Origin of the sequence: Pseudomonas sp. Je.1.5.c (assembly GCF_051129895.1) — a bacterium.
Lineage (GTDB): Bacteria > Pseudomonadota > Gammaproteobacteria > Pseudomonadales > Pseudomonadaceae > Aquipseudomonas > Aquipseudomonas urmiensis.
The window spans coordinates 66,065-91,954 of record NZ_JBCPSP010000023.1 but is presented as its reverse complement, the minus strand read 5'-3'; the positions used below and the strand labels follow the sequence as shown (position 1 = coordinate 91,954).

Here is a 25,890-nt window from a genome sequence, read left to right as displayed (position 1 = left end):
CCCGCCATGCCCCTGAAAAAAACCGGCACCTGCCTCTGCGGCGAAACCCACCTGAGCGCGACCATCGACAACACCCAAATCAGCGCCTGTCACTGCAGCATGTGCCGCAAATGGACCGGCGGCCCACTGCTGGTCGTACACTGCAGCAACCCCCCGCTGATCGAAGGCCGCGCGCCAAGCGTCTACGATTCCTCCGACTGGGCCCAACGCGGTTTCTGCGGCAAATGCGGCACCCACTTGTACTACCGGCTCAAGGCCAACGACTTCTACGCCATCCCCGTCGGCCTGCTCGATGGCGAGGAAGCCTGGGACTTCGATCTACAGATATTCGTCGAACAGAAACCCGCCTGGTACTGCTTCAAAAACCAGACCCGGGAGCTGACCGGCCAGCAAGCCTTCGATGAGCTGAGCTAGCTCACACTTGGCGCAACAACCATTCGGCAAACACCTGGGCGGCCGGTGAGGGCAAGGTCTGGCGGTCATGCACCAGGTAGTCGGCCTGGCCGGTACGTACCTCGAAAGTCGATACCGGTTGGATCAAGCCGCTGTTGATCCGATCCCGGGCCATCGACTCCCAGCCCAAACCGACCCCCATGCCCTGCATCACCGCATCGAACACCAGATTCACCTGGTTGAAGGTCAGCGCATCGGCCGGGGCTTGGTAACGCACGCCGAAATGACCGAACCAGTCATGCCAGTCCAGGCAGTTCCAGGCCGAGGCGTCGAGCTGGATCAAAGTCAGGGCCTGCAACTGCTCCAGGCTCTCGACCTGGCTTAGGTCCCAGCCGCTGCTGGCAATCGGGTAGACCACCTCGTCGAACAGCTTGCGCGCCTGCAGCGAACGCCATTGGCCATGCCCGTAGAGAATGCCGAAGTCGTAATCGGCGATCAGGCTTTCGTTGATGTCGTTGCTGGCATGAATGTTCACGGTCAGCTCAGGATGCTGTTCGTTGAAGCGCAACAAACGCGGAAACAGCCAGTACTGGGCTACCGCATGGGTGCAGATGACGCTGACATGGCGATCGCCATGGCCGCTCTTGAGCCGCTGGACGTGAGCCAGAAGCTTATCCAGCATCGGCTCGACAAAGCCATGAAAGTGCTCGCCAGCGCTGGTCAAGCTAATGCCGCGGGCGCGGCGTTCGAACAGTTGCGTGCCCAGCTCGTCTTCGAGCAGGCGGATCTGCTTGCTCACCGCGCTCTGGGTCAGATACAGCTCGCCCGCTGCGCGGGTGAAACTGCCGGTACGGGCCACCGCCTCAAAGGCAATCAGGGTGTCGAGAGGCGGCAGGTGACGGCTGTAGCGGCTCATTGGCGATCCGGATCATTGTAGTTGTTCGCCCATCTTAGCTATTCCGCTACGGAATGGCTGCATGAGCAATGATCTTTTGCCGCACAGCGACTCGGCAGGTAGCCTGCGCGCATCTTCAAAGGGGAGCAGACAGGTGAAACGCGGTGTGATGTATGCCGGCATGGCCGGGGCGTTGTGGGGCATGGTGCTGATGGTTCCTGAGCTGTTGCCCGAATTCAATCCGATGCTGCTCAGCAGTGTGCGCTACCTGATGGTGGGGGTGATCTCGCTGTTGCTGGCGCTGCCGATGGCGCGTCAGCTGCGGCAGCTGACCCTGGTCGATGGGTGGATGCTGCTGCGCCTGGCGGTGATCGGCAACCTGGTGTACTTCGTTTGCCTGGTGGCGGCCATCCAGCGCCTGGGCGTGGCGCCGGCGTCGTTGATCGTCGGCGTACTGCCGCTGACCATTACCTTGTATGGCCGTAACGACAGCGGCGCAGTACCGCTCAGGCGCCTGGCCGGTCCGCTGGCGTTGATCCTCGCTGGCATGCTGTGCATCAACCTGCAGACCTTCGCTTTCGCCCCGGGGGCGTTGGCCGACAAGCTCATGGGCCTGCTGTATGCCTTGGTGGCCCTTGCTTGCTGGACCTGGTACGCCGGGCAGAACAGTCGCTACCTCAAGCAGTGCGGCCACTTCGACAGTCATCAATGGTCGGTGCTGTGCGGGGTGATGACCGGTTTGGCCAGCGTGGTGATGGTCGCGTCCTTGGCCATCTGGCAGCCGCAGCAGTTGCACGTCGAGGCGCCGATGGCGCGTTGGTGGTTGTTCTGGGCCTGTAGCCTGGGCTGTGCGCTGCTTGGCTCATGGCTGGCCATGGCGCTGTGGAATGCAGCGTGCAAGCGCTTGCCGTTGACCTTGAGTGGCCAGTTGATCGTGTTCGAGACCTTGTTCGCGCTGCTCTACGCCTTCCTTTGGCGCCAAGCGGGGCCGAGCGCGCTGGAAGCGGCGGCGATTGTGCTGGTGATTGGCGGTGTGCTGTGGTCGATGCGCCAGCACGAGGCGCCGCCTGAGCTTGCCAAACCGGTGCATTCCTGAGAAAACGGCGCCCTACGTTTGCCCTAAGAGAGAACGCCATGAGCGACCCATTGCAGATCATTGACCTTGAGCCCGGCGACGGCAAGGCCGTGGTCAAAGGTGCCCTGATCACCACCCAATACACCGGCTGGCTGGCTGACGGCAGCGAGTTCGACTCGTCCTGGTCGCGTGGCAAGCCGTTTCAGTGCGTGATCGGCACCGGTCGCGTCATCAAGGGCTGGGACCAGGGCCTGATGGGCATGCGTGTGGGCGGCAAGCGCAAGCTGCAGGTGCCGGCGCACCTGGGTTATGGCGAGCGCACGGTCGGCGCCATCCCGGCCAACTCAGACCTCACGTTCGAGATCGAACTGCTCGAAGTCCTGACCCGCGACGACTGACACCAACGTTTCCCGGGAATGACTTCATTTGGCAAAGTTACCCGCCTAAAGTGAATTTTGCTCACGCAAGGTGGTCAAGGATGGGCCTCGTCTGGGAGTTGGTGTGCAACCCATCCCGGGCGACGAGCATGGAATGCAGGCACGGACGCCTCCCTTTTTTTGCCGGATGAGTCCATCGCCATGAAGTTGCCGCAGTTTATGCGACGCCGTCATCTGTTTCTCGCCGCGGCGCTTGCCGCGATTCTCGTACCCTTGAGCCTGGATGTGGTGGAAAGTCACGACCAGCCCGCCGATGGCACGCAGACCCTGGTGTTCCTGCGTCACGCCGAAAAGCCCGGCGAGGGCCTGGGTCAGTTGAACTGCCAGGGACTCAATCGCGCCCTGGACCTGGCCACCTTGCTGCCCGAGCGTTTCGGCGATGCCGACTACGTGTTCGCCGCCAATCCTTCCCGGCATGTCGAGGAGGGCAGCCAGGACTTGCGCTACAGCTACATTCGCCCCTTGATGACCATCACCCCCAGCGCTATCCGCCTGGGCCTGCCGGTCAATATCGACTTCGGCGCCAATGATTACGACGAACTGGCCGACGAGTTGTTGAGCGACAAGTATCGCAACGCCACGGTCTACACCGCCTGGTCGCACGGCTACTTGCCGGACCTGATCAACGCCGTGGCCGGCAAAGCCCTGGGTGATGAGCGGGTGATCACCCAGGACTGGAACAATGACGATTTCGACACCCTGTATGTGCTCACCCTGACCTGGCACGACGGCGAAGCCAGCCTGCTTAGCCGCAATGTGCGCCAGGGCCTCGATGGTGGCAAGAAGACCTGCCCGACCTGATCAGGGCTAGCCCTGGCTGGTGAGCGCAGCCCGGAATCTGCGATGCTTGCGCGGTGGATTCGAGCAAGGAGCAGGGCATGGGCAAGCGGGTAACCGTGATTGGCGGTGGGGTGATCGGCCTGGCCAGCGCCTACGCGCTGGTGCGTGAAGGCTGCCAGGTCGAGCTGATCGAAGCGCGCGACAGCCTGGCCAGCGCCACCAGCTTTGCCAATGGCGGGCAATTGTCTTATCGCTACGTGGCGCCGCTGGCCGACGCCGGTGTGCCGTGGCAGGCGTTGGGCTGGTTGCTGCGCAGTGACTCGCCGTTGCGCCTGCGCCTGCGTCTGGACCCTGCCCAGTGGCGTTGGTTGGCCGCCTTCGTGGCGGCGTGTCGCGGCTCGGTCAACCGCCGCAATGCTGCCCAGTTGCTTGAATTGGCGTTGCACAGCCAGGCGGTCATGGCGCGTTGGCGCGAAGAGGACCATCTGCACGGATTTGCCTGGCGGCGCAACGGCAAGTTGGTTGCGTTTCGCACCCAGGCGGCGTTCTCTCGGGCTTGCGCGCATCGGCTCGACCCGGCCACTCAACAGATTGTCGCTGGCGCCGAGCTTGGCGTGCTCGACGCGGCGCTGGCCGATGCGCCGTTCATCGGCGGGGTATATACCGCAGACGAAGAAGTCGCTGACTGTCATCGCTTCTGCCAGGTGCTGGCGGAGCATCTGCGCGCTTCAGGGCGATGTGAGTTTCGTCTGGGCCAAGCGGTCACTGGGCTGCGGCACGATGGCAGGCGGGTGACGGCAGTGGAATTGGCTACTGGGCAGCTGGACGTCGAGCACCTGCTGTTGTGCGCCGGACATCGCAGCCCGAGCTTGGCGCTGCCGGGGCTGAAGCTGCCGATCTATCCGCTCAAGGGCTATAGCCTGACTGCGCCAGTGCTGGCGCAGCATCGGGCTCCGCAGGTGAGTGTCACTGACTATGAGCGCAAGATCGTCTATGCCCGGCTGGAGAATCAGCTGAGGGTGGCGGCGATGGTGGATATCGTTGGCTTCGACGATGCTGTCGATCCGCGCAGGTTGCGCAGCATGCAGCGCTTGGCACAGGCGACGTTGCCTGAGGCGGCGGATTATCGGCAGGCGGTGGAGTGGGCCGGGATGCGCCCGGCGACGCCCACCGGGGTGCCGATTCTCGGCGCTACGGCGTATCGCAATGTGTGGGTGAACCTGGGGCATGGGGCCTTGGGGTTCACCTTGGCTTGTGGCAGTGCTCAGCGGCTAGCCCAGCTCATTAACTGTCGGGAGTGATGGTGCCTGTACCGGCCTCTTCGCGGGCAAGCCCGCTCCTACAGGGATTGCGCAGTTCATGTAGGAGCGGGCTTGCCCGCGAAGAGGCCGGTAAAGGCGACTGCGATCTTAGCGGCCGAACCGCATCGGCCAGCCCACCACTTTCTTCACCCGCGGCGTCGCATAGGTCCGTACCTTGGAAGTGCTCAAGCCCATCCGCACCAGCGACTCGGCAATGGTCACCGCCGCACTGACGCCATCGACCACCGGCACGCCAGTGCGCTGGCGGATCTGTTCATCCAACCCGGCCATGCCGCCGCAGCCCAGGCAGATCACCTCGGCCTTGTCATCCTGCACTGCCCGTGCGGCCTGCTCGACAATCGCCTCGACCGCTCGCTGCGGATCGGCCTCAAGCTCTAGCACCGCCAGCCCGCTGGCGCGCACCGAGGCGCAGCGCTCATACAGACCGGAGAGCTTCAGGCGGTCTTCGATCAAGGGCACGGTGCGATCCAGGGTGGTCACTACCGAGTAGGCATGGCCCAGGTACATCGCGGTGCTGGCGGCCGCGTCGGTGATGTCCACCACTGGTACGTTTAGCAGCTCTTGCAAGCCCTCGCGGCCATGTTCGCCATAGCCGGCCTGGATCACCGCGTCATAGGGCTGGTCATAGGCCATGACCCGGTCCATCACGGCAATCGCCGCCAAATAGCTTTCGAAGTTGCCTTCGACTGATTCAGCGCCGAACCAGGGCGTCAGGCCGACGATCTCGGTGCCGGGCGAGGCGACGCTGCGCGCCTGTTCGGCAATGGCCTCGGTGATGGCTTCGGTGGTGTTGACGTTGACGATCAGAATGCGCATGCACGTTCCTCCTTGATCAATGGCTGCTGTGGTCGACGGCGATGCACTCGCCGCTGACATCGTGGTATTGGCGATTGCGCGGAGCGATCAGCAGGTACAGTGCGGCAGCGATACCAGCACCGATCAACCAGGAGAACGGCGCAATGCTGTGGAAGCTCGGGACCAGGGCCAGGACGATCGCCAGCAGCGCCGCCGGAACGAACACCGCCACTGCCCGCAGGTTGACGCCTCGGGTGTAGTGATAGGCGCCGGCTGGGTTTTCGCTGTACAGCTCTGGCACGTTGATCCGGCCTTTGCGCAGCAGCCAGTAGTCGGCCATGATCACCCCGTACAGCGGGCCGAGCAGGGCGCCCAGGCCTGACAGGAAGTACACGATCACCAACGGGCTGTTGTACAGGTTCCACGGCAGGATCAGCACCGCCAGGGTTGCGCTGATCAGGCCTGCGCGGCGGAAGTTCAGGTGCCGGGGTGCAAGGTTGCTGAGCACGAACGCCGGCGCCACGAAGTTGGCCATGATGTTCACCGCCACCGTGACGATCAGGAAGGCCAGGCAGCCCAGTACCAGAAACGGCGTGCTCGGGATGGTAGCGACGATCTGGGTCGGGCTGTCGATCACCTGACCGTTGATCTGGAACTGCGCACCGCACAGCACCACGGTGATCACCGCGAACACCAGGATGTTCACCGGCAGGCCCCAGAAGTTGCCGACACGGATGGTCTTGCGGCACGGCGAAGAGCGGGCGAAGTCGCAGAAGTTCAGCACCAGGGTGCCGTAGATCGCCAGCCACAGCGCACCGCCGGCAAAGATGTTGCGCCACATCTCATAGCCGCTCAGTGGCTCGGCCACCGACCAGGCAATACGCGTATCGGCCTGGAAGTACATCCACCCAGCCAGGCTCGCCACGGTGAGCAGAATCACCGGGCCGGCAAACGCCTCGTAACGACGGACCATCTCCATGCCGTAGGCGAGGATCACCAGCTGTACCAGCCAGATCGCCACGAAGCACAGCCAACCCAGGCTCGACAGGCCGAGGATGCTGTCCTGGTCATAGGCCGCCACTTGCGGCCACACCGCAGTGAGCAACACCCGCAGCACCACCGAAGCCAGATAGGTCTGGATACCGAACCAGGCGATGGCGATCACCGCGCGGATCAGCGCCGGAATTTGCGCGCCGTGGATGCCGAAGGCGATCCGGCTGATCACCGGGAACGGCACGCCGGTCTTCTGCCCCATGTAGCCCGAGAGGTTCATGAAGAAGTACACCAGCGCCGCGCCAATGGCCAGCGATAGCAAGATCTGCCAGCCACCCAGGCCGAGGGCGAACAAACCCATGGCGAACGAGTAGTTGGCGATGTTGTGCACATCGTTGGTCCACAGGGCAAAGATGCTGTAGCCGCCCCAGCGGCGACCTTCGCTGCGGGTCGGGGCAAGGTCGCGGTTGTGCAGCCGCGGGCTGAGTTCAAGCTCGGGCGCATGGCCGGCCAGGGTCGAGGTGGGGGAGGTGCTGGCGACGGATAGTTCAGGGGCAAGGTCGAGGCTGCTACTCATTCCGGCGGCTCCTGATGCGGCTGCCGGCGATAAGCGGGCGAGCTGCACGGGCTCGTCATCTCATCGTTGCAGGCAGTGGCATCACTGGGTTCTCGAGGCAGCGGCCCTTAGGGATCAGGCGCTGCGTTATTGTGTATTTATGTTCCGTAAACTTTGTATACAAAACACAAACACACAAAAGCCAGTTCCATGCCAGGAACAATACAAGTTTACGCAGGCCAGTAATCTGAGTTTGTCTTGTTTGAATATAACCTGATGAAAATAAGCGATTATAAGTTGACCAAATGAACAGTTTTTATTTTTTCACCGGTTTTTTAGTTGATCAAATGGTCAAATTTTAATTCGGGCGCGATGTAACCTAGTGGTGCGTTACTTCACCTAAGTGCACACAAAAATGGCACTTATGGTGACATTCTTGTGTACAAAAAATAGTCAATAGGATTAGTCGGATACTCGCCTGGGGCGGGCTAGCGCCGTCGCTAAAAGGCTATTCGCCCATCGGCGGCAGCCGGCGTTTTACCGGGCTCTTCTTGATGATCGCGGTATTGGTTTCAGCCAGCACATTGATCCGATCGAGCAAGGTGTCGAGTTGCTCCATCGAGCGCACATGCAACCTGGCGATGAAGCAGTCTTCACCGGTGACCTTGTCGCACTCGGTGAACTCGGGGATGGCAATGAGCTGCCGCTCCACTTCCTGTAACTGACCAGGCAATGGCCGGATGCGCACGATGGCCTGCAACTGGTAGCCGAAACTGCGCGGGTCGACGTCTACCGTGTAGCCGCGCAACACGCCACGCTCCTCCAAACGGCGCAGGCGCTCGCTGACGCTGGGCGCAGACAACCCGCTGATCTGCGCCAAGGCCTTGAGTGAGCGGCGGGAGTCTTCCATCAGGGCATTGATCAACAGCTGGTCGATGGCGTCGGTCATCTTTAACCTCGTCAGGCAAAATGGGTGATTCGCCTTGATAGTAAAGGCGAGTCTGATATTTAGCCTTGGTTATCCGCTGGAAGGTAGCGCTTGACCCTCGTCATACTGTGGCCATCGTCAAGCGGAGGTGTGAGATGGACAGTTCAGTGCGCCGTGGCTCTGTGGAAATGATGGTCGCCATGCTGATTTCCGGGACCATCGGCTGGTTCGTGTTGGTGTCTGGGCAGCCGGTACTGGAGGTGGTGTTCTGGCGCTGCGTATTCGGCGCCGGCACCTTGCTGCTGATTTGCGCCGGCTTCGGTTTTCTCAAACCAGGCGTGATAGGCCGCACTGCGTTCCTGTTGGCGATCGCCAGCGGCGTGGCCATCGTCGGCAACTGGGTGCTGCTGTTCGCCTCCTACTCACGCGCCTCGATCGCCATCGGTACGGCGGTGTACAACGTGCAGCCCTTCATGCTGGTGGGGCTGGCGGCGCTGTTTCTCGGCGAGAAGATCACCGCGGCCAAGCTGACCTGGCTGAGCGTGGCGTTTCTCGGCATGTTGGCGATCGTCAGTGCGCACGGTGCCGGGCAGGGTAGCGGCAACGACTATCTACTGGGCATTGCCCTGGCCTTGGGCGCCGCCTTGCTGTACGCCGTGGCGGCGTTGATCATCAAGCGCCTGAGTGGCACCCCGCCGCATTTGATCGCGCTGATCCAGGTGAGTACAGGCGTGTTGCTGCTGGCGCCGTGGGTCAAGCTTGGCGGGCTGCCCGCTGAGCCGTCGGCGCTGGCTAGCCTGATTACCTTGGGCATCGTGCACACCGGGGTGATGTACGTGCTGCTCTACAGCGCCATCCAGCGCCTGCCCACGGCCCTGACGGGCGCGCTGTCGTTCATCTACCCCATCGCGGCGATCCTGGTCGATTGGATCGCCTTCGGCCATCGCCTGGCGCCGCTGCAGTGGCTGGGCGTGGCGCTGATCCTGGTTGCCGCTGCGGGTATGCAGCAGGGCTGGTGGTTCAAGCCGGCGCCACGGGTCGAGGCGCTCAAGCCAGAGTGAGCCTGGCCTGACGAATATGTGGGCATGACTGGGCTGTTGGCGATGCTCGGTTACAATGGCGTTTTTTTGCGCGTGTGAATCCCCGCCATGACCTCAGCCATCGACACCCTTGCCCAGCACCTGACTGCGGCGCTTGACCCCGCCCCGCAGGAAACCCGGCGCCTGTTCCACGGCCGCGGCCGTTGCTGGCCGGGGCTTGAGCAGATCACCGTCGACTGGTTGCAGGGGGTGTTGTCGGTCGCCTTGTTTCGCGAGCCCGCGCCTGGCCAGTTGGCCGAATTGGAGGCAATGCTCAATGCCCTGGCTCAAACCCCACAGTGGACGGGCGAGGCGATTTTGATCCAGCACCGCTACCTGCCCGACAGCCCCGGCCAGTGGCTGGTTGGCGGCCCGATCCAGCAACGTGAGGTGGTTGAGGATGGCCTGCGCTATTTGCTGGACTTGGGCGTTCGCCAGAACAACGGGCTGTTCCTCGACATGCGCTACGGTCGGCGCTGGGTGCGCGAACAGTCGGCCGGTAAGCGGGTGCTGAACTTGTTTGCCTATACCTGCGGCTTTTCCGTGGCGGCGATTGCTGGCGGGGCCGAGCAGGTGGTCAACCTGGACATGGCCAAGTCGGCGCTGTCGCGTGGGCGGGAGAATCATCGGCTCAATGGGCATGATGTGGGGCAGGTGGCGTTTCTCGGCCATGAGCTGTTCAAGTCCTGGGGCAAGGTGCGCAAGTATGGGCCGTATGACCTGGTCATCATCGATCCGCCGACGTTCCAGCGCGGCAGCTTCGTCCTGACCCAGGATTACGCGAAGATCCTGCGCCGCCTGCCGGAGCTTCTGCGCGAGGGCGGCACCGTGCTGGCCTGTGTCAACGATCCGGGGATCGGCTCGGCGTTCTTGATCGAGGGTATGGCTGAGCAGGCCCCGGCGCTGAAGTTTGTCGAGCGGCTGGAGAATCCCCCGGAGTTTCCCGATGTGGACGTTGAGGGTGGTTTGAAGGCTTTGGTATTCCGTCAGTAGGTTTGAAGCTATCGCGGGGCAAGCCCGCTCCCACTCAAGCTCGCTCCCACTCAAGCTCGCTCCCACGCAAGCCTGCTCCCACGCAATCGCTCTACTGCTCGCTCGGGAGCTGACTTGCGTGGGAGCGGGCTTGCCCCGCGATGAGACTGGCTCAGGCCGAAACAGCACGCGCCTGCGCAGGCATCGGATACACCTGGGCAAACGCCACATTCTCAGTCTGATCCACGCGCTTTTTCAATCGCTCGTTGAACGCCCGGCTCACCGCATACTGGCCGCCGGAAATGGTGCGGAACTGCGCGGTCAACACGAAGCCGTTCAAATCCATCCGGTCCACCCCGAACACCTGCAGCGGCCCTTGCAGGTTGATCCGCAGCAGCGGGTCTTCACTGATCGACTTGCCCACCTCGTGGATCAACGCCAGCGATTGATCGACATCGCTGTCATAGGTGAACTGCACCGAGAAGAACGCGTAGGCGAACTGACGTGACTGGTTGGTGACGGCCTTGATCTGGCCGAACGGCACCGAATGCACGAAACCTTTGCCATCGCGCAGACGCAGGGTGCGGATGGTCAGGCTCTCGACCGTGCCGGCATGCCCGGAATCGAGCACCACCCAATCGCCGATGGAAATGGTGTCTTCGATCAGGATGAACAGCCCGGTGATGACGTCCTGCACCAGTTGCTGCGAGCCGAAACCGATGGCCAAGCCGATCACCCCGGCACCGGCCAGCAGCGGCGCGACATTGATCCCCAGGTTGGCCATGGTGGTGATGGTGCAGATGACGATCAGGATCACCTTGATGGCGTTGCGCAGCATCGGCAGGATGGTCCGCGTGCGGGTGCTCGGCTGACGCGAGGCGCGCCGACCGACAGCGGGCTTGAGCGCTTCCTGGATTGCCGTGTCGAGCACCACCCAGAGCAGCCAGGTGACCAGCAGGATCAAGCCGATGCTCGACAGTGAATTACTGATCGCCTGGCCGAGGCTGTTGCTCAGGGCGAAGGTAATCACCGAAAAGCCCCAGATCCGTCCGAGCAGTTCGATGAACGCCACCGCCATGGCGATCCGCAGCAAGGCGTGCACCAGGCTGCGCAACAGCTCTTTGTAGGGGCGTACCCGCTGTTGATCGTCACCCTCATGGGTGGCCAGCAGGTGTTGCATCAGGGTGCTGAGGAACACCGCCGCGACCAGCAGTACAGTGGTCAATAGCGCGTTCTGCAAGGCTTTCTGGCTTTCTTCGCCAGCGCCGATCAGGTGGATCGCCGACACCAGGATCATCATCAGGATCGGCAAGTACCAGAGCTTGGAAAAGATCCGCAGCGTCTCCTGCACGGCGCGATGCTGCAGCCGGTCCTTGAGGTCGCGGTTGCGGATCAAGTGCGCCACCGGGCGGCGCAGGCGCAGGACCAGGCTGGCAAAGACCAAGGTCGCCAGCAGCCCGGTCAATACGGCAATGCTGGCGGTGATGTTGCCGCCCAGCTGACGGGCGATCTGCGGGCTGGTCAGGGCATCGCTCCAGGCTGCCAGAAAACCAATCATGAACAGCGGGCGCGGCGCCATGCGCCGGATCACTGCCACGGCTTGGCGTTTGTGGCCGGCGTCGAACAAGGTGATCAGGCAAAGGATGATCGAGGTCGAGAACAGGCCGCTGCTGGTCGCGTAGGCCAGGCTCAGGCCCAATGCGCGGGCGACCGAGGGATCGAGGAAGCGGCTGACGTAGAGCGTCAACGGCAGGCTGGCCAGGGCTGGCAAGGTATAAGGCAGAAGATAGCCAAGCAGGCTGCGTACGCGTTTGCGCTGACCCAGCAGGGAAGTCGCTGCGCAGCGCTTGGCGCACCAACGACCGAGGGTGGTGAGCAGGGCGAAGCTGGCGGCCCAGGTCAGGCTCAGCAGGAGGAAATTGCCGGTCAGCTGCAGCGAGTCGCTGGCTGAGTGGCGATCGACCAGGCGCTCCATCTCCTTGGCGGCGCGGTCGGTACGCAGGCGCCAGGCGTCGATCAGGTGGGCATCGAGGTCGAGGTCTTGGGCTGCGCTGTCCAGGCCGTCAGCCAAGGCGCCGAGCAGGCCGCCTTGCAGCACCGGGGCTGGCTCCTCGGGCGTTTGCTCGGTGGGGGTGGGTTCTGCGGCGAGCAGCCGGGTGCTCAGCAGCAGGCTGAGTAGAAGCGGGGTGAGAAAGCGCAGCACTGGAGTACTCCTTGGGCCGGGGCGAGCGGGGAAGGGTTACTCAAGGAACTGATGGCTGAATGTGGGGGAAGTTCAGCTGGGTGTGTTGCCAGTGCCGGCGCTGAAAAAACTTACTCATCGCTAAAGTCACAAGCTCTCCCACGAATCAGCGCCGAGGTCGACGATTGGCGTGGGAGCGGGCTAGCCCCGCGATGGGGCCGGCCCTAACCCATAACTTACTGACCGGTATAGATCTGGTCGAACACACCACCATCGTTGAAGTGGGTCTTCTGCACCGTGCGCCAGTCACCGAAGGTCTTTTCTACCGAGAGGAATTCAACTTTCGGGAAGCGGTCGGTGTACTTGGCCAGTACCGTCGCGTCGCGCGGACGCAGGTAGTTCTGCGCGGCGATTTCCTGGGCAGCTGGCGACCACAGGTACTTCAGGTATTCCTCAGCCACTGCGCGGGTGCCTTTCTTGTCGACCACTTTGTCGACCACGCTCACCGGCGGCTCAGCTTCGGCCGACACGCTTGGATAGACCACTTCGAACTGGTCGCGGCCGAACTCGCGGGCAATCATCTCGGCTTCGTTCTCGAACGTTACCAGCACGTCGCCGATCTGGTTGGTCATGAACGTGGTAGTGGCGGCGCGGCCACCGGTGTCGAGCACTGGCGCTTGCTTGAACAGCTTGCCGACGAAGTCCTTGGCCTTGGCTTCGTCACCACCGTTTTGCAGCACGTAGCCCCAGGCCGAGAGGTAGGTGTAGCGGCCGTTACCCGAAGTCTTGGGGTTGGGCACGATCACCTGGACGCCGTCCTTGAGCAGATCGGGCCAGTCTTTCAGGGCTTTGGGGTTGCCCTTGCGAACGATGAACACGGTGGCCGAGGTGAACGGCGCGCTGTTGTTCGGCAGGCGGCTGACCCAGTTGTCCGGAACCAGTTTGCCGTTGTCGACCAGGGCATTGATGTCAGTGGCCATGTTCATGGTGATGACGTCAGCCGGCAGGCCGTCGATCACCGCCCGCGCTTGCTTGCTCGAACCGCCGAAGGACATCTGCAGGTTGACCTTCTCTTTGTGCTCGGCCTCCCAGTGCTTCTGGAACGCTGAGTTGTAGTCCTTGTAGAAGTCGCGCATCACGTCGTAGGAGACGTTGAGCAGGGTGGGCGCGGCCTGGGCCAGGTTGCCGAGGGTCAGCCCGGCGGCCAGTAGCGAGGCAGTGAACAGTTTTTTCACGACGCATTCCTTGTTCTTGAAGAGTGTGGGCAGTTTGCCAGCGACTATAGCGGGTGCTCGACAGGCGTTTAAAGAACAAAAAACGCTTTGGTTATTCCGCCTTGGGAAATAGCGCATTGCCGCAGCGTGAGCAGAATGCAGCGCCGTGTTCATGGTGCTTTTTCCGGCAGGTCGGGCAGTCGTGCTGCAGCTGTTCACCGCGCATGGCGTTGGCCAGCTCAGCGGTAAAAATGCCGGTGGGCACGGCGATGATCGAGTAACCGGTGATCATCACCAGCGACGACAGCACTTGGCCCAGCGGAGTCTTCGGTACGATGTCGCCAAAGCCCACCGTAGTGAGGGTGACGATGGCCCAGTAGATGCCCTTGGGGATGCTGGTAAAGCCATGCTCGGGGCCTTCGATCACGTACATCAAGGTGCCGAACACCGTGACCAGGGTCGATACCGTGACCAGGAACACGATGATCTTCTGCTTGCTGCCGCGCAGCGCTGCCATCAGGTAGTTGGCTTGCTTGAGGTACTGGCCAAGCTTGAGCACGCGGAAGATGCGCAGCATGCGGATCACCCGGATGATCAGCAGGTACTGGGCGTCGCTGTAGTACAGGGCGATGACCCCAGGCACGATCGCCAGCAGATCGACCAGACCATAGAAGCTGAAGGCGTAGCGCAATGGCTTGGGCGAGCAGTACAGGCGGGTCAGGTACTCGGCGAGGAAGATCGCCGTGAAGCCCCACTCGATGGCGGCGAGCAACCCGGCGTAGCCTTGGTGGATTTCATCGATACTGTCGAGGATCACCGTCACCAGGCTGGCGAGGATGATCAGCAGGAGGATCTTGTCGAAGCGTCTGCCGGCGTCGGTGTCGGTCTGGAAGACGATGATGTAGAGCCGCTCGCGCAGGCTCGCAGGGGTATCCATGGGCGCGTTCCATTGTGCAATGGCCAGAGCCTAGGGGCTGCCCCTCAGCTGTGCAAGCGGCGCGGATTGCCTCCTTGGAGCAAACGCGGCAAGCGTGCGCCCAGGTGCAGCAGCCAGCAAGCGGCAATGAACGGCGCGGTCAGGCCGGCAATCGGTAGCAGGTTGAACAGTGGCTGCAGCACAATCGCCAGGATGATCGCCAGCAGGGGCAGCCAGGGCCGTTCGCGTTGCGCGCTGAAGGCCAAGGCCGCCAGCGCTGCGTTGAAGCCGAGCAGGCCCATCCAGGCGGTCTGCGCCTCCCCGGCCAGCAGCGCGACGCTGCCGCCCAGCGCCGAGCCGAGCAGGGCCCACAGCGCTGCGTAGCGGTTGGCGATGAACAGGCCAATGGCGATCAACAGGCCGGCCAATGGCTGGTCGAGGAGAAACACCTGACCCAAGCCGCGCGCCAGGGCATGCATGGGATTGGCTTCGACCGCTGCAGCGGCGCTGGAGGGTTCGGCGAGCAGCAGGGCGGCCCAGCCGAGCAGCACGAACGGCGCGGTGTAGGCCGGAAGCAGGCAGTTGCCGCGTTTGCGCCACTGCTGGACAAAGATGCTCGAGAGGCCGCCAGCGGCGATGATCAGCGGTGGCAGGATCGCCGACCATGGCAGCACTGCGCTGAACAGGATGCCGATCAGCACGCCGTTGTAGCTGTACAACCCAGCCTGGCGGTCAGCGCGCGGATAGCCGCGGCGCTGTGCGGTGAGCAGGCCGGCCAGGGCGCCGAGCAGGGCGCCGCCGACCAGGTTGGGGGCGGTCAGCAGGATTGCCAATAGGCAGCACAAGCCGCACAGCGGGTTGCGCTGCAGCAAGACCTGGCTGAAGCCATTGAGCAGCGCCGTGGCCCAGTCGGGGCACGGGTTGACGAAATTTTTGGTGTACATGGGCAGTCAGCAAGGTTGATGGTGAGCGGTGGGCCTCTTTGGGCCTCGGGTTTTCCGCAGTGTCGAACAGGGCAACGGTAGTGTGGGAGCGGGTTTGCCCCGCGATAGCGAGCGTGGCTCCAGCTCAGTTATCGCGGGGCAAGCCCGCTCCCACGACGCGCGTTAGATCAGCGTCTCGATCCGCAGCGTGTTAGTCGTTCCCGGTTTGCCGAAAGGCACACCGGCGGTGATCAGCAGCGTGTCACCGCGGCTGGCCATGCCTTGCGCCTGGGCAATTTCCAGCGCCGTCGAGCAGATCTCATCGACCTGACGCAGGCGGTCGTTGACCACCGAGTGCACACCCCAGGTCACGCTCAGGCGGCGGGCGGTCACCAGGTTCGGCGTCAGATTGAGGATCGGCGCGCGTGGTCGCTCACGTGCCGCGCGCAGGGTCGAAGCACCCGACTCGCTATAGTTGACCAGCACCGCTACCGGCAAGATGCCGCTGATGCGGCGGATCGCGCAGCTGATCGCATCCGACATGGTCGCCTCGGCCTTGGGCCGGCCGACGTCCAGTTGCGCCTGGTAATCCGGGCCGTTCTCGACCTGGCGGATGATCTTGCTCATCATCTGCACCGCTTCGAGCGGGTAGTCGCCCGAGGCGGTCTCGGCCGACAGCATCACCGCGTCTGCGCCTTCGGCCACGGCATTGGCCACGTCGGTGACTTCAGCGCGGGTCGGGGCAGGGGCGAAGCGCATCGATTCGAGCATCTGCGTCGCCACCACCACCGGCCGGCCCAATTGACGGCAGGTGTTGATGATGCGTTTCTGGATCTGCGGCACGCTTTCGGCCGGCACCTCTACGCCCAGGTCACCGCGGGCGACCATGATCGCATCGGACAGCTCGGCGATTGCCTGCAATTGATCGACCGCCGAAGGCTTCTCGATCTTGGCCATCAGGTAGGCACGATCACCGATCAGTTGGCGTGCTTCGATGATGTCCTGCGGGCGTTGGACGAACGACAGCGCCACCCAGTCCACGCCCAGTTCCAGGCCAAAGGCCAGGTCGCGGCGGTCTTTCTCGGTCAGCGGGCTGAGCTCGAGCACCGCTTGCGGCACGTTGACGCCTTTGCGATCGGACAGCTCGCCACCGGCCAACACCTCGGTGTCAATCGCGTCGCTGTGCTTGGCCGTCACCCGCAGGCGCAGCTTGCCGTCGTCGAGCAACAGGTCCATGCCCGGTTCCAGCGCGGCGATGATCTCGGGGTGCGGCAGGTTGACCCGGCGGCTGTCGCCTGGGGTGCTATCCAGATCCAGGCGCAGGGCCTGGCCGCGTTGCAGCTGGACCTTGCCGTCGGCAAAACGGCCGACGCGCAGCTTCGGCCCTTGCAGGTCCATGAGGATGCCCAGCGGGTAGTTCAGCTGCTGCTCGACTTCGCGAATCCACTGATAGCGCAGGGCGTGGTCGGCGTGTTCGCCGTGGCTGAAGTTGAGGCGGAAGATGTTCACCCCGGCTTCGACCAGTTGGCGAATGTCATCGACGCCGTTGATCGCAGGGCCGAGGGTAGCGAGGATTTTGACTTTTTTATCAGGCGTCATGATTGGGCAGTCTCAAGGATCAGGATGGCGCGGAAGTCGTTGACGTTGGTGCGGGTCGGTTCGGTGACGATCAGCGCATCCAGCGCGGCGAAATAGCCGTAGCCGTTGTTGTTGTCCAGTTCATCGCTGGCTGACAGGCCCAGGGCGGCGGCGCGGGCGAAGCTCTCCGGGGTCATGATGGCGCCGGCGTTTTCTTCCGAGCCATCGATGCCGTCGGTGTCACCGGCCAGGGCATACACGCCCGGCACGCCCTTGAGGCTTTCGGTGAGGCTGAGCAGGAACTCGGCGTTGCGCCCGCCACGGCCGTTGCCGCGCACTGTCACGGTGGTCTCGCCGCCGGAGAGGATCACGCAGGGCGCCTTCAGCGGCTGGCCGTGCAGAACGATCTGCCGGGCAATGCCGGCATGTACCTTGGCCACTTCGCGTGACTCGCCTTCCAGGTCACCCAGGATCAACGGGCTGAAGCCGGCTTGGCGGGCCTTGACCGCGGCCGCTTCCAGCGACTGCTGGGGCTTGGCGATCAGTTGGAAATGGCTGCGGGCCAGGGCCGGGTCATCGGCCTTGACGGTTTCCGAGGCGGGGTTGTTCAGCCAGTCGATGACGGCCTTGGGCGCATCGATGTTGTAGCGCTTGATGATCGCCAGGGCATCGGCCGAGGTGCTCGGGTCGGCTACGGTCGGGCCGGAGGCGATCACCGTGGCCAGGTCGCCCGGTACGTCGGAGATGGCGTAGGTGTACACGGTGGCCGGCCAGCAGGCCTTGGCCAGGCGTCCGCCCTTGATCGCCGAGAGGTGCTTGCGCACGCAGTTCATCTCGCCGATGGTCGCGCCGGACTTGAGCAGCGCCTTGTTGATCTGTTGCTTGTCGGCCAGGGTCAGGCCCTCGGCCGGCAATGCCAGCAGGGCCGAGCCGCCGCCGGACAGCAGGAAGATCACCCGATCGTCTTCGCACAGGTTGCTGACCAGTTCCAGCACACGCTTGGCTACCGCCAGGCCGGCGGCATCGGGAACCGGGTGGGCAGCTTCGACCACCTCGATCTTCTGGCAGTTGGCGCCATGGCCGTAGCGGGTCACGACCAGGCCGGAGACTTCGCCCTGCCAGCTTTTTTCGACCACTTCAGCCATGGCCGCGGCGGCTTTGCCGGCGCCAATGACAATGACCCGGCCGCTACGGTCGGCGGGCAGGTGGGGTTCGAGGACCTGGCGGGGGTGGGCGGCAGCGATGGCTGTGTCGAACAGCTCGCGGAGTAATTGTTGCGGATCGACCGACATGGCAGGCTCCCAAATTCTTGTTGTTCTGCAAAATCGAAAACGCCCCTGGAACTGCCTCCGTGCAGGCTGAACCAGGGGCGGTGTTGCGCGTTGCCAGCGATGGCCTGTGGTTGCAAGTTCATCGCTGGTGGATTCTTCGCGGGCAAGCCCGCTCCCACAGGTAATCCACAGTTCTCAGGTTCAGCGCTGAACCTGTAGGCGCGGGCTTGCCCGCGAAGAGGCCAGTGAGGCTAGCAATGGCTTACTTGTCGCCGCGGATCGAGAAGTTGGCCATGTGCTCCAGGCCTTTGATCAGCGCCGAGTGGTCCCAGTTGCCGCCACCGAGGGCGACGCAGGTGCTGAACACTTGCTGGGCGTTGGAGGTGTTGGGCAGGTTGATGCCCAGCTCCTTGGCGCCTTGCAGGGCCAGGTTCAGGTCCTTCTGGTGCAGGTTGATGCGGAAGCCCGGATCGAAGGTGCCTTTGATCATGCGCTCGGCATGCACTTCGAGGATCTTCGAGGAAGCGAAGCCACCCATCAGTGCTTCACGCACCTTGGCCGGATCGGCGCCGTTCTTGGCAGCGAACAGCAGCGCTTCGCTGACAGCCTGGATGTTCAGGGCGACGATGATCTGGTTGGCGACCTTGGCCGTCTGGCCGTCGCCATTGCCGCCAACGCGGGTGATGTTCTTGCCCATGGCTTCGAACAGCGGCAGGGCGCGCTCGAAGGCTTTCGGGCAGCCACCGACCATGATGCTCAGGGTCGCGGCCTTGGCACCGACTTCACCGCCCGACACCGGCGCGTCGAGGTAGGCGGCGCCGGTTGCCTTGATCTTCTCGGCAAAGGCTTTGGTGGCAGTTGGCGAGATCGAGCTCATGTCGATCACCACCTTGTTCGGGCCAACGCCTTCGCCAACGCCGTTTTCACCGAACAGCACGGCCTCGACCTGCGGGGTGTCGGGGACCATGACGATGATGAATTCAGCTTCCTGGGCCACTTCTTTGGGGTTGGCCAGGGCCACCGCACCAGCGGCGATCAGGTCGGCCGGGGCGGCGTCGTGGTGGGTGGAGACGAACAGGCTGTGACCTGCTTTTTGCAGGTTCTGGGCCATGGGCTTGCCCATGATTCCGGTGCCGATAAATCCGATTTTAGCCATGAGAATTTGCCTCTTTGTATTTGTGATATCTCAAGCGAACCAAGGCCTCTGTGGGAGCGGGCTTGTCGAAGCGTCGAACCGCTGCGAAACAGGCGATGCGGTGGATGGCACCGGCTGTGCCGGTGTTCGCGGGCAAGCCTGCTCCCACAGGGTTTGTTGTTTCACAGAGGGCCTGTGTTCAGCCCTTCAGATAGCGTTATGGGTCTTCAGCCAGCCCAGGCCAGCCTCGGTGGTGGTCAGCGGCTTGTATTCCGCGCCCACCCAGCCCTGGTAACCGATGCGGTCCAGGTGCTCGAACAGGAAGCGGTAGTTGATCTCACCGGTGCCTGGCTCGTTGCGGCCGGGGTTGTCGGCCAGCTGGATGTGGTTGATCAGCTTCAGGTTGGCTTGCATGGTGCGAGCCAGGTCACCTTCCATGATCTGCATGTGGTAGATGTCGTATTGCAGGAACAGGTTGTCGCTGCCGACTTCGGCCTGGATTTCCAGGGCCTGTTGGGTGGTGTTCAGGTAGAAGCCTGGGATGTCGCGGGTGTTGATCATTTCCATGACCAGGCGAATCCCGGCAGCCTTGAGTTTGTCGGCGGCGAACTTGAGGTTGTCGACGAAGGTCTTGCGCACATCGGCGCATTGCAGGCCTTGTGGACGAATGCCGGCCAGGCAGTTGACCTGGGTGTTGCCCAGGACCTTGGCGTATTCGATGGCCTTGTCGACGCCGCTGCGGAACTCTTCGACACGGTCCGGGTGGCAGGCGATGCCGCGCTCACCCTTGCCCCAGTCGCCGGCAGGCAGGTTGAACAGCACCTGGGTCAGGCCGTGGGCGTCGAGCTGCTGCTTGATCAGGTCGGCGCTGAAGTCATACGGGAAGAGGTATTCGACACCGCTGAAGCCAGCGTCGGCGGCGGCCTTGAAGCGGGCCAGGAAGTCCTGCTCGGTGAACAGCATGGACAGGTTGGCAGCGAAGCGAGGCATGGTTGTCTCCTTTGCAGATGAAGGCCCCCGGCACAACCGGCGCGGGGGCGTCAGGCAATCAGTCGAGCATCGAGATCGCAGTTGGCGCGTCGTTGCCAACCAGGGCGAGGTCTTCGAACTCGTTGACCGCGTTGATCTCGGTGCCCATGGAAATGTTGGTCACACGCTCGAGGATCACTTCAACCACGACCGGCACGCGGAATTCTTCGGCCATTTTCTGCGCCTTGAGCAGGGCAGGGGCGATCTCGCCTGGCTCGAATACGCGCAGGGCCTTGCAACCCAGGCCTTCGACCACGGCAACGTGGTCGACACCGTAGCTGCCGGCTTCGGTCGAGTTGATGTTCTCGAACGCCAGTTGTACACAGTAATCCATGTCGAAGCCACGCTGCGCCTGGCGGATCAGGCCAAGGTAGGCGTTGTTCACCAGCACGTGGACGTACGGCAGGTTGAACTGCGCGCCGACTGCCAGTTCTTCGATCATGAACTGGAAGTCGTAGTCACCCGAGAGGGCAACGACCTTGCGTTGCGGGTCGGCCTTGACCACGCCCAGTGCTGCTGGAATGGTCCAGCCCAGCGGGCCGGCCTGGCCGCAGTTGATCCAGTGGCGTGGCTTGTAGACGTGGAGGAATTGCGCGCCAGCGATCTGCGACAGGCCGATGGTGCTGACGTAGCAGGTGTCCTTGCCGAACACTTGGTTCATTTCTTCGTAGACGCGCTGCGGCTTGACCGGCACGTTGTCGAAGTGAGTCTTGCGCTGCAGGCTCGACTTGCGCTGTTGGCAGTCTTCCAGCCAAGCGCCACGGTCCTTGAGCTTGCCAGCGGCTTTCCACTCGCGCGCCACTTCGAGGAACACATCCAGCGCCTTGCCGGCGTCAGACACGATGCCCAGGTCCGGGGTGAACACACGGCCGATCTGGGTCGGTTCGATATCGACGTGAACGAACTTGCGGCCTTCGGTGTAGACGTCGACGGAACCGGTGTGGCGGTTGGCCCAACGGTTGCCGATACCGAACACCAGGTCGGATTTGAGCAGGGTGGCGTTGCCGTAGCGGTGCGAGGTTTGCAGACCGACCATGCCGACCATTTGCGGGTGGTCGTCAGGGATGGTGCCCCAGCCCATCAGGGTCGGGATGACCGGTACGCCGGTCAGCTCGGCGAACTCGACCAGCTTGTCGCTGGCATCGGCGTTGATGATGCCACCACCGGCAACCAGCAGGGGGCGCTCGGCGTCATTGAGCAGGGCCAGGGCCTTCTCGGCTTGCACGCGGCTGGCCGATGGCTTGTTGACTGGCAGTGGCTCGTAGGCGTCGATATCGAACTCGATCTCAGCCATCTGCACGTCGAACGGCAGGTCGATCAGCACCGGGCCCGGGCGGCCGCTGCGCATTTCGAAGAAGGCCTTCTGGAAGGCGTAAGGCACTTGGCCTGGCTCCAGAACAGTGGTGGCCCACTTGGTCACTGGCTTGACGATGTTGGTGATGTCGACTGCCTGGAAGTCTTCCTTGTGCAGGCGTGCGCGCGGCGCTTGGCCGGTGATGCAGAGGATCGGGATGGAGTCGGCGGATGCACTGTACAGGCCGGTGACCATGTCGGTGCCGGCAGGGCCGGAGGTGCCGATGCACACGCCGATATTGCCTGGGTTGGCACGGGTGTAGCCCTCGGCCATGTGCGAGGCACCTTCGACGTGACGAGCGAGGACATGATCGATGCCACCGACTTTTTTCAGGGCCGAGTACAGCGGGTTGATGGCAGCCCCTGGGATGCCGAACGCGGTATCTACACCTTCACGGCGCATGACCAGAACGGCTGCATCGATTGCTCTCATTTTGCTCATGGGTTGTGCCTCATCGATTTTGTAATTGTATACAACTTGCTCTGCGCCAGAGTGTATTCACGCTCGGCGGCTTAGGTCAATCCATTTTCATCGGGACGAGTGGCTTTCGTCGGGATGCCTATGAAAACGGCGTTTCGTCTGATCGTGCACGATCGTCTAAAAATATTGTATACAAAAACAGTTGCCGTTGTGTTCTATTTGTCCGATCGAATTTCAACTGCCCTCAGGGCTTCTCACAACAAGAAGAGGACCTTTGCAATGACTACATTGACTCTGAAAGTCGCTGTCAGCGTGGTGAACGCCGCGCTGGCCGCTGGCCGCAAGATCAACGCCGCACCACTGACCGTGGCGGTGCTCGATGCCGGTGGGCATCTGCTGGCGCTGCAGCGTGAAGATGGCGCCAGCCTGTTGCGGCCGCAGGTGGCCACCGGTAAAGCCTGGGGCGCGATTGCGCTGGGCAAGGGCTCGCGTCTGCTGGCGCTGGATGCGCAGCAGCGGCCGGCGTTTTTCGCTGCCTTGAACGGGCTGGGTGAGCGGCCGGTGGTGCCGGCGCCGGGCGGTGTGCTGATTCGTGATCAGGACGGCAAAGTGCTGGGAGCGGTGGGGATCAGCGGGGATACTTCGGATATCGATGAGCAGTGCGCGATCAGTGCGATCGAGGAGGCGGGGTTGACTGCCGATGCGGGCGTTGCGGCTTAAGCGATAGTTGTCAGTTGCATCCCTATCGCGGGGCAAGCCCGCTCCCACGAAGACTGCATGCCACCTAGGGACAGTGCAGGTAGTCCACGTGGGAGCGGGCTTGCCCCGCGATTGCGGCTCTCAGGCCGCCTCGGGTTCACATCCCTTCAGCACCAGGCGAATGATAGTCTCCGCCGCCGCTTCATAATCACTGTCAGCCAACTTGGCCTTGCCGGTGACTGCCGAAATCTGCCAATCGAAATCCGCATAGGTCTGGGTCGCCGCCCAGATGCTGAACATCAGGTGATGAGCATCGACGGGGGCGATCTGCTTGCGATCGATCCAGCGCTGGATGCACTCGATGTTGTGCCTGGCCTGTTCGTTGAGCTGCTCGACCTGGCTGGGCGACAGGTGCGGCGCGCCGTGCATGATCTCGCTGGCGAACACTTTGGAGGCATGTGGCAGGTCGCGCGAGATGCGGATCTTCGAGCGGATGTAGGAACTCAACACTTGCTTGGGGTCACCATCGGCATTGAACGGCGTCGAGGCCTGCATGATCGGCGCGATGATGCTTTCCAGGACCTCGCGGTAGAGGTTGTCCTTGGATTTGAAGTAGTAATACACGTTCGGCTTGGGCAGGCCTGCCTTGGCCGCGATGTCGCTGGTCTTGGTGGCGGCGAAGCCCTTGTCGGCGAATTCCTCGCTGGCCGCGCGCAGGATCAGTTCCTTGTTGCGCTCGCGAATGGTGCTCATGGTCAGGGATCTTCCTCGCAATGGTCGCCTCTAAGAGGGATCGGCCATGGTAGCACCGGCCTTGACGGGCGCTCAAGGCAGGGTGTTTGGGCTAGAATTCGACGATTCACTCAATGGGAAACCGGCAAACATGGCAGGAAGCAGTCTACTGGTACTGATCGACGACATCGCCACGGTGCTCGACGATGTCTCGCTGATGACCAAGGTCGCGGCGAAAAAGACCGCTGGCGTGCTCGGTGACGATTTGGCACTGAACGCCCAGCAAGTCACTGGCGTGCGTGCCGAACGGGAAATCCCGGTGGTCTGGGCGGTGGCCAAGGGTTCGTTCCTGAACAAGCTGATCCTGGTTCCGGCGGCGCTGTTGATCAGTGCCTTCATTCCTTGGGCGGTGATCCCGTTGCTGATGCTGGGCGGGGCTTATCTGTGCTTCGAGGGCTTCGAGAAGCTGGCGCACAAGTTTCTCCACAGCAAGGCCGAGGATGCCGCCGAGCACGGCGCCCGCGCCGAAGCGGTGGCAGATCCGAATGTCGATCTGGTGGCCTATGAGAAGGACAAGATCAAGGGCGCGGTGCGCACCGACTTCATCCTCTCGGCGGAGATCATCGCCATTACCCTGGGTACGGTGGCCGACGCCCCGCTGGCGCAGCAGATCATCGTGCTGTCGGGTATCGCCATCGTCATGACCATTGGTGTGTATGGCCTGGTGGCCGGCATCGTCAAGCTCGATGACCTTGGCCTGTGGCTGACCCAAAAAGCCTCGCGTGCGGCGCAGGCGGTGGGGAACGCAATTCTGCGCACCGCGCCGTACATGATGAAGAGTCTGTCGGTGATCGGTACTGCGGCGATGTTTTTGGTCGGCGGCGGGATTCTGGTGCATGGCATTGCGCCGTTGCATCATGCCATCGAAGCCTTCAGCCAAGGGCGCGGCGGGGCACTGACCGGGGCGTTGCTCAATGGGCTTGCCGGGGTGGTTGCCGGGGCCGTGGTGCTGGTGGTGGTCAGCGTGCTGGGTAAGGTTTGGCGGGTGGTACGTCCTGCTAGCTGATGTCAATCGTGGGGAGCGAGCTTGCCCTGCGATTGCGTCGTCAATGAAATCGCTATCGCGGGGCAAGCCCGCTCCCACAGGTTCAGCAGCGTTATACCTGTAGGAGCGGGCTTGCCCGCGAAGGGCCGCAGAGCGGCCCCGAACACTCAGATCAGAAGTGCACCTTGACCAACAGGCTCGCGGTGTTCTGGTCGGTGGTGAACGCATCGGAATCCTTGATCCCGTACTTGTTCTTCCAGTAGTCGTACTCGATACCGACGTACAGCTGCTTCTCGCCAAAGTGCAGCGCCTTGCCCAGGTCATACTTGATCTGTGGGTTGAAGTGCAGGTTGGCCTGATAGGTGCCGCGACGGTTCTCGTCGTTATCCACCACCCAATCCATGAAGCCATCGATGAGGATGTCGGACGAGCCGACCGGGATGGTGTACGACCACACTGGGGTGATCTGCCAGACGTTGTCACCGGGGCGGCTGCCATCGGTGGTGCGCTGGTAGAAGTTCAGCTGGAAGTAATCGAAACCAGGGATATCCAGGTCAAAACCAGGACCGATCAGGTACGCCTCGGTATCACCCTCGCCGAACTCGTAGGTCATCGCCAACAGCACGTCTTTGACCGGGCCGAAGGCGATCTTCTGATCGAAGATCTTGCCGAACGACAGGCGCGGGCTGATCTCGCCGTAGTAGGTGTTGGGGCCATTGCTGGCGTCTTTCTTGCCCTGGTAGAAGATCTTGTCGACAAAGATGAAGTTGTCGCCGTACTTCCAACCATCGGCGTGCTCGAAGGTGAAGGTCTGCTGGGTCTCTGGGTTGACCTTGAAGTTCTTGCCCCAGAGGTAGGTCAGGCTGTTGTTCTGCCACTGCAGCAGGTCACCGGCGACGCTGGCGCCAGAGGCCAGCAGGCCGCCAGCGAGGATCAGGCTATTGATGGTACGCATTGCGTGTGTCGCTCCCTTGAGTCGGATCTGTTGTCAGCGCTCGGTGGCGGCGCTGTTCTTGTCTTTTGAGTCAGCTTTTTTCGATTGGCCACAGCTATTTGGCAAGAGCTGCGCCAACTTTCCGGGTTGGTCACAACCATCCTGCTCGACGTCTTTCTGAACGGATGAAATGGGTAACTTGAGGCTGGCAAAACGTTGGCCAACCGCCCGAA

24 protein-coding genes are annotated in these 25,890 nt (G+C 62.6%); 9 read left to right on the top strand and 15 right to left on the bottom strand.

Annotation, left to right across the window (positions count from 1 at the left end; translation table 11 throughout):
• The first annotated feature begins 6 nt into the window (after window positions 1-6).
• A complete protein-coding gene (locus AAZU54_RS17190; RefSeq protein WP_392468795.1) occupies window positions 7-414 on the top strand; it encodes a GFA family protein in 408 nt (135 codons plus the stop codon).
• Window position 415: 1 nt separating this feature from the next.
• On the opposite strand, the gene AAZU54_RS17185 is transcribed toward AAZU54_RS17190, so the two are convergent.
• Window positions 416-1,309, bottom strand: coding sequence for a LysR substrate-binding domain-containing protein (locus AAZU54_RS17185; RefSeq protein ID WP_312154982.1), 894 nt, complete (start codon window positions 1,307-1,309; stop codon window positions 416-418).
• Window positions 1,310-1,442: 133 nt separating this feature from the next.
• Here AAZU54_RS17185 and AAZU54_RS17180 point away from each other — a divergent pair, with 133 nt between their 5' ends.
• From AAZU54_RS17180 to AAZU54_RS17165, 4 genes are all read left to right on the top strand, one after another.
• Window positions 1,443-2,384: a DMT family transporter gene (locus AAZU54_RS17180; RefSeq protein ID WP_392468798.1), complete on the top strand. Its 942-nt coding sequence runs from the start codon at window positions 1,443-1,445 to the stop codon at window positions 2,382-2,384.
• Between the two features lie 38 nt (window positions 2,385-2,422).
• Entirely contained in the window at window positions 2,423-2,761 is a 339-nt protein-coding gene (locus AAZU54_RS17175; RefSeq protein WP_312154985.1) for an FKBP-type peptidyl-prolyl cis-trans isomerase, read from the top strand.
• Between the two features lie 180 nt (window positions 2,762-2,941).
• Window positions 2,942-3,601 carry a histidine phosphatase family protein gene (locus AAZU54_RS17170; RefSeq protein WP_264237249.1) on the top strand — a complete coding sequence of 220 codons (660 nt, stop codon included), beginning with the start codon at window positions 2,942-2,944 and terminating at the stop codon, window positions 3,599-3,601.
• Between the two features lie 77 nt (window positions 3,602-3,678).
• Window positions 3,679-4,881: a D-amino acid dehydrogenase gene (locus AAZU54_RS17165; RefSeq protein WP_186556255.1), complete on the top strand. Its 1,203-nt coding sequence runs from the start codon at window positions 3,679-3,681 to the stop codon at window positions 4,879-4,881.
• A 108-nt stretch (window positions 4,882-4,989) separates the two neighbouring features.
• On the opposite strand, the gene AAZU54_RS17160 is transcribed toward AAZU54_RS17165, so the two are convergent.
• The 3 genes from AAZU54_RS17160 to AAZU54_RS17150 form a co-directional block, all read right to left on the bottom strand.
• Complete coding sequence (locus tag AAZU54_RS17160; RefSeq protein ID WP_392468805.1) at window positions 4,990-5,718, bottom strand: aspartate/glutamate racemase family protein; 729 nt, start codon at window positions 5,716-5,718, stop codon at window positions 4,990-4,992.
• A 16-nt stretch (window positions 5,719-5,734) separates the two neighbouring features.
• Complete coding sequence (locus tag AAZU54_RS17155; RefSeq protein WP_186556257.1) at window positions 5,735-7,267, bottom strand: NCS1 family nucleobase:cation symporter-1; 1,533 nt, start codon at window positions 7,265-7,267, stop codon at window positions 5,735-5,737.
• Between the two features lie 487 nt (window positions 7,268-7,754).
• The gene (locus AAZU54_RS17150) at window positions 7,755-8,195 is read right to left on the bottom strand and encodes an Lrp/AsnC family transcriptional regulator (protein ID WP_434727437.1); all 441 of its coding nucleotides are present in this window, start codon (window positions 8,193-8,195) and stop codon (window positions 7,755-7,757) included.
• Window positions 8,196-8,329: 134 nt separating this feature from the next.
• On the opposite strand from AAZU54_RS17150, the gene AAZU54_RS17145 reads away from it, so the two are divergent.
• Both AAZU54_RS17145 and AAZU54_RS17140 read left to right on the top strand, forming a co-directional pair.
• Window positions 8,330-9,235 (top strand): DMT family transporter, encoded by a 906-nt coding sequence (locus AAZU54_RS17145; RefSeq protein WP_186556259.1) that lies wholly within the window; start codon window positions 8,330-8,332, stop codon window positions 9,233-9,235.
• An 87-nt stretch (window positions 9,236-9,322) separates the two neighbouring features.
• The gene (locus AAZU54_RS17140) at window positions 9,323-10,246 is read left to right on the top strand and encodes a class I SAM-dependent methyltransferase (RefSeq protein WP_434727436.1); all 924 of its coding nucleotides are present in this window, start codon (window positions 9,323-9,325) and stop codon (window positions 10,244-10,246) included.
• A 151-nt stretch (window positions 10,247-10,397) separates the two neighbouring features.
• Here the strand turns inward: AAZU54_RS17140 and AAZU54_RS17135 are convergent, their stop codons facing one another.
• From AAZU54_RS17135 to gcl, 9 genes are all read right to left on the bottom strand, one after another.
• Entirely contained in the window at window positions 10,398-12,428 is a 2,031-nt protein-coding gene (locus tag AAZU54_RS17135; protein WP_434727435.1) for a mechanosensitive ion channel family protein, read from the bottom strand.
• Between the two features lie 215 nt (window positions 12,429-12,643).
• Window positions 12,644-13,642 carry a sulfate ABC transporter substrate-binding protein gene (locus tag AAZU54_RS17130; protein WP_186556262.1) on the bottom strand — a complete coding sequence of 333 codons (999 nt, stop codon included), beginning with the start codon at window positions 13,640-13,642 and terminating at the stop codon, window positions 12,644-12,646.
• 91 nt (window positions 13,643-13,733) lie between these two features.
• Window positions 13,734-14,558: an ion transporter gene (locus tag AAZU54_RS17125; protein WP_186556263.1), complete on the bottom strand. Its 825-nt coding sequence runs from the start codon at window positions 14,556-14,558 to the stop codon at window positions 13,734-13,736.
• A gap of 44 nt (window positions 14,559-14,602) precedes the next feature.
• Window positions 14,603-15,481 carry an urea transporter gene (locus tag AAZU54_RS17120; RefSeq protein WP_186556264.1) on the bottom strand — a complete coding sequence of 293 codons (879 nt, stop codon included), beginning with the start codon at window positions 15,479-15,481 and terminating at the stop codon, window positions 14,603-14,605.
• Between the two features lie 162 nt (window positions 15,482-15,643).
• Window positions 15,644-17,059 carry a pyruvate kinase gene (gene pyk, locus AAZU54_RS17115; protein WP_186556265.1) on the bottom strand — a complete coding sequence of 472 codons (1,416 nt, stop codon included), beginning with the start codon at window positions 17,057-17,059 and terminating at the stop codon, window positions 15,644-15,646.
• Window positions 17,056-18,330 (bottom strand): glycerate kinase type-2 family protein, encoded by a 1,275-nt coding sequence (locus tag AAZU54_RS17110; protein ID WP_186556266.1) that lies wholly within the window; start codon window positions 18,328-18,330, stop codon window positions 17,056-17,058. The genes pyk and AAZU54_RS17110 overlap by 4 nt, the downstream gene beginning before the upstream one ends.
• 241 nt (window positions 18,331-18,571) lie before the next feature.
• Window positions 18,572-19,465, bottom strand: coding sequence for a 2-hydroxy-3-oxopropionate reductase (locus AAZU54_RS17105; protein WP_186556267.1), 894 nt, complete (start codon window positions 19,463-19,465; stop codon window positions 18,572-18,574).
• 186 nt (window positions 19,466-19,651) lie between these two features.
• The gene (gene hyi / locus AAZU54_RS17100) at window positions 19,652-20,434 is read right to left on the bottom strand and encodes a hydroxypyruvate isomerase (protein WP_186556268.1); all 783 of its coding nucleotides are present in this window, start codon (window positions 20,432-20,434) and stop codon (window positions 19,652-19,654) included.
• A 58-nt stretch (window positions 20,435-20,492) separates the two neighbouring features.
• A complete protein-coding gene (gene gcl, locus AAZU54_RS17095; protein ID WP_186556269.1) occupies window positions 20,493-22,268 on the bottom strand; it encodes a glyoxylate carboligase in 1,776 nt (591 codons plus the stop codon).
• A 258-nt stretch (window positions 22,269-22,526) separates the two neighbouring features.
• Between gcl and AAZU54_RS17090 the strand changes: the two genes are divergently transcribed.
• Window positions 22,527-22,967 carry a GlcG/HbpS family heme-binding protein gene (locus AAZU54_RS17090; RefSeq protein ID WP_186556270.1) on the top strand — a complete coding sequence of 147 codons (441 nt, stop codon included), beginning with the start codon at window positions 22,527-22,529 and terminating at the stop codon, window positions 22,965-22,967.
• Between the two features lie 120 nt (window positions 22,968-23,087).
• Here AAZU54_RS17090 and AAZU54_RS17085 read toward each other — a convergent pair whose 3' ends face one another.
• On the bottom strand, window positions 23,088-23,699 hold the full coding sequence (locus tag AAZU54_RS17085) for a TetR/AcrR family transcriptional regulator (protein ID WP_186556271.1): 612 nt from the start codon (window positions 23,697-23,699) through the stop codon (window positions 23,088-23,090).
• 130 nt (window positions 23,700-23,829) lie between these two features.
• Between AAZU54_RS17085 and AAZU54_RS17080 the strand changes: the two genes are divergently transcribed.
• Window positions 23,830-24,744, top strand: a complete 915-nt coding sequence (locus AAZU54_RS17080) for a DUF808 domain-containing protein (protein WP_434727434.1) — start codon at window positions 23,830-23,832, stop codon at window positions 24,742-24,744.
• Window positions 24,745-24,895: 151 nt separating this feature from the next.
• Here the strand turns inward: AAZU54_RS17080 and AAZU54_RS17075 are convergent, their stop codons facing one another.
• Window positions 24,896-25,678, bottom strand: coding sequence for an outer membrane protein OmpK (locus AAZU54_RS17075; RefSeq protein WP_186556273.1), 783 nt, complete (start codon window positions 25,676-25,678; stop codon window positions 24,896-24,898).
• Window positions 25,679-25,890: the final 212 nt, after the last annotated feature.

Excerpts from the sequence above, each read along its gene's own strand:
- AAZU54_RS17075 (WP_186556273.1), bottom strand. The coding sequence starts at position 25,678 with ATGCGTACCATCAATAGCCTGATCCTCGCTGGCGGCCTGCTGGCCTCT.
- AAZU54_RS17080 (WP_434727434.1), top strand. The coding sequence starts at position 23,830 with ATGGCAGGAAGCAGTCTACTGGTACTGATCGACGACATCGCCACGGTG.
- AAZU54_RS17090 (WP_186556270.1), top strand. The coding sequence starts at position 22,527 with ATGACTACATTGACTCTGAAAGTCGCTGTCAGCGTGGTGAACGCCGCG.
- AAZU54_RS17185 (WP_312154982.1), bottom strand. The coding sequence starts at position 1,309 with ATGAGCCGCTACAGCCGTCACCTGCCGCCTCTCGACACCCTGATTGCC.
- AAZU54_RS17150 (WP_434727437.1), bottom strand. The coding sequence starts at position 8,195 with ATGACCGACGCCATCGACCAGCTGTTGATCAATGCCCTGATGGAAGAC.
- AAZU54_RS17105 (WP_186556267.1), bottom strand. The coding sequence starts at position 19,465 with ATGGCTAAAATCGGATTTATCGGCACCGGAATCATGGGCAAGCCCATG.
- AAZU54_RS17170 (WP_264237249.1), top strand. The coding sequence starts at position 2,942 with ATGAAGTTGCCGCAGTTTATGCGACGCCGTCATCTGTTTCTCGCCGCG.
- AAZU54_RS17165 (WP_186556255.1), top strand. The coding sequence starts at position 3,679 with ATGGGCAAGCGGGTAACCGTGATTGGCGGTGGGGTGATCGGCCTGGCC.
- AAZU54_RS17145 (WP_186556259.1), top strand. The coding sequence starts at position 8,330 with ATGGACAGTTCAGTGCGCCGTGGCTCTGTGGAAATGATGGTCGCCATG.
- AAZU54_RS17085 (WP_186556271.1), bottom strand. The coding sequence starts at position 23,699 with ATGAGCACCATTCGCGAGCGCAACAAGGAACTGATCCTGCGCGCGGCC.
- AAZU54_RS17190 (WP_392468795.1), top strand. The coding sequence starts at position 7 with ATGCCCCTGAAAAAAACCGGCACCTGCCTCTGCGGCGAAACCCACCTG.
- hyi (WP_186556268.1), bottom strand. The coding sequence starts at position 20,434 with ATGCCTCGCTTCGCTGCCAACCTGTCCATGCTGTTCACCGAGCAGGAC.
- AAZU54_RS17175 (WP_312154985.1), top strand. The coding sequence starts at position 2,423 with ATGAGCGACCCATTGCAGATCATTGACCTTGAGCCCGGCGACGGCAAG.
- AAZU54_RS17120 (WP_186556264.1), bottom strand. The coding sequence starts at position 15,481 with ATGTACACCAAAAATTTCGTCAACCCGTGCCCCGACTGGGCCACGGCG.
- AAZU54_RS17110 (WP_186556266.1), bottom strand. The coding sequence starts at position 18,330 with ATGTCGGTCGATCCGCAACAATTACTCCGCGAGCTGTTCGACACAGCC.
- gcl (WP_186556269.1), bottom strand. The coding sequence starts at position 22,268 with ATGAGCAAAATGAGAGCAATCGATGCAGCCGTTCTGGTCATGCGCCGT.
- AAZU54_RS17160 (WP_392468805.1), bottom strand. The coding sequence starts at position 5,718 with ATGCGCATTCTGATCGTCAACGTCAACACCACCGAAGCCATCACCGAG.
- AAZU54_RS17140 (WP_434727436.1), top strand. The coding sequence starts at position 9,323 with ATGACCTCAGCCATCGACACCCTTGCCCAGCACCTGACTGCGGCGCTT.
- AAZU54_RS17125 (WP_186556263.1), bottom strand. The coding sequence starts at position 14,558 with ATGGATACCCCTGCGAGCCTGCGCGAGCGGCTCTACATCATCGTCTTC.
- pyk (WP_186556265.1), bottom strand. The coding sequence starts at position 17,059 with ATGACGCCTGATAAAAAAGTCAAAATCCTCGCTACCCTCGGCCCTGCG.
- AAZU54_RS17155 (WP_186556257.1), bottom strand. The coding sequence starts at position 7,267 with ATGAGTAGCAGCCTCGACCTTGCCCCTGAACTATCCGTCGCCAGCACC.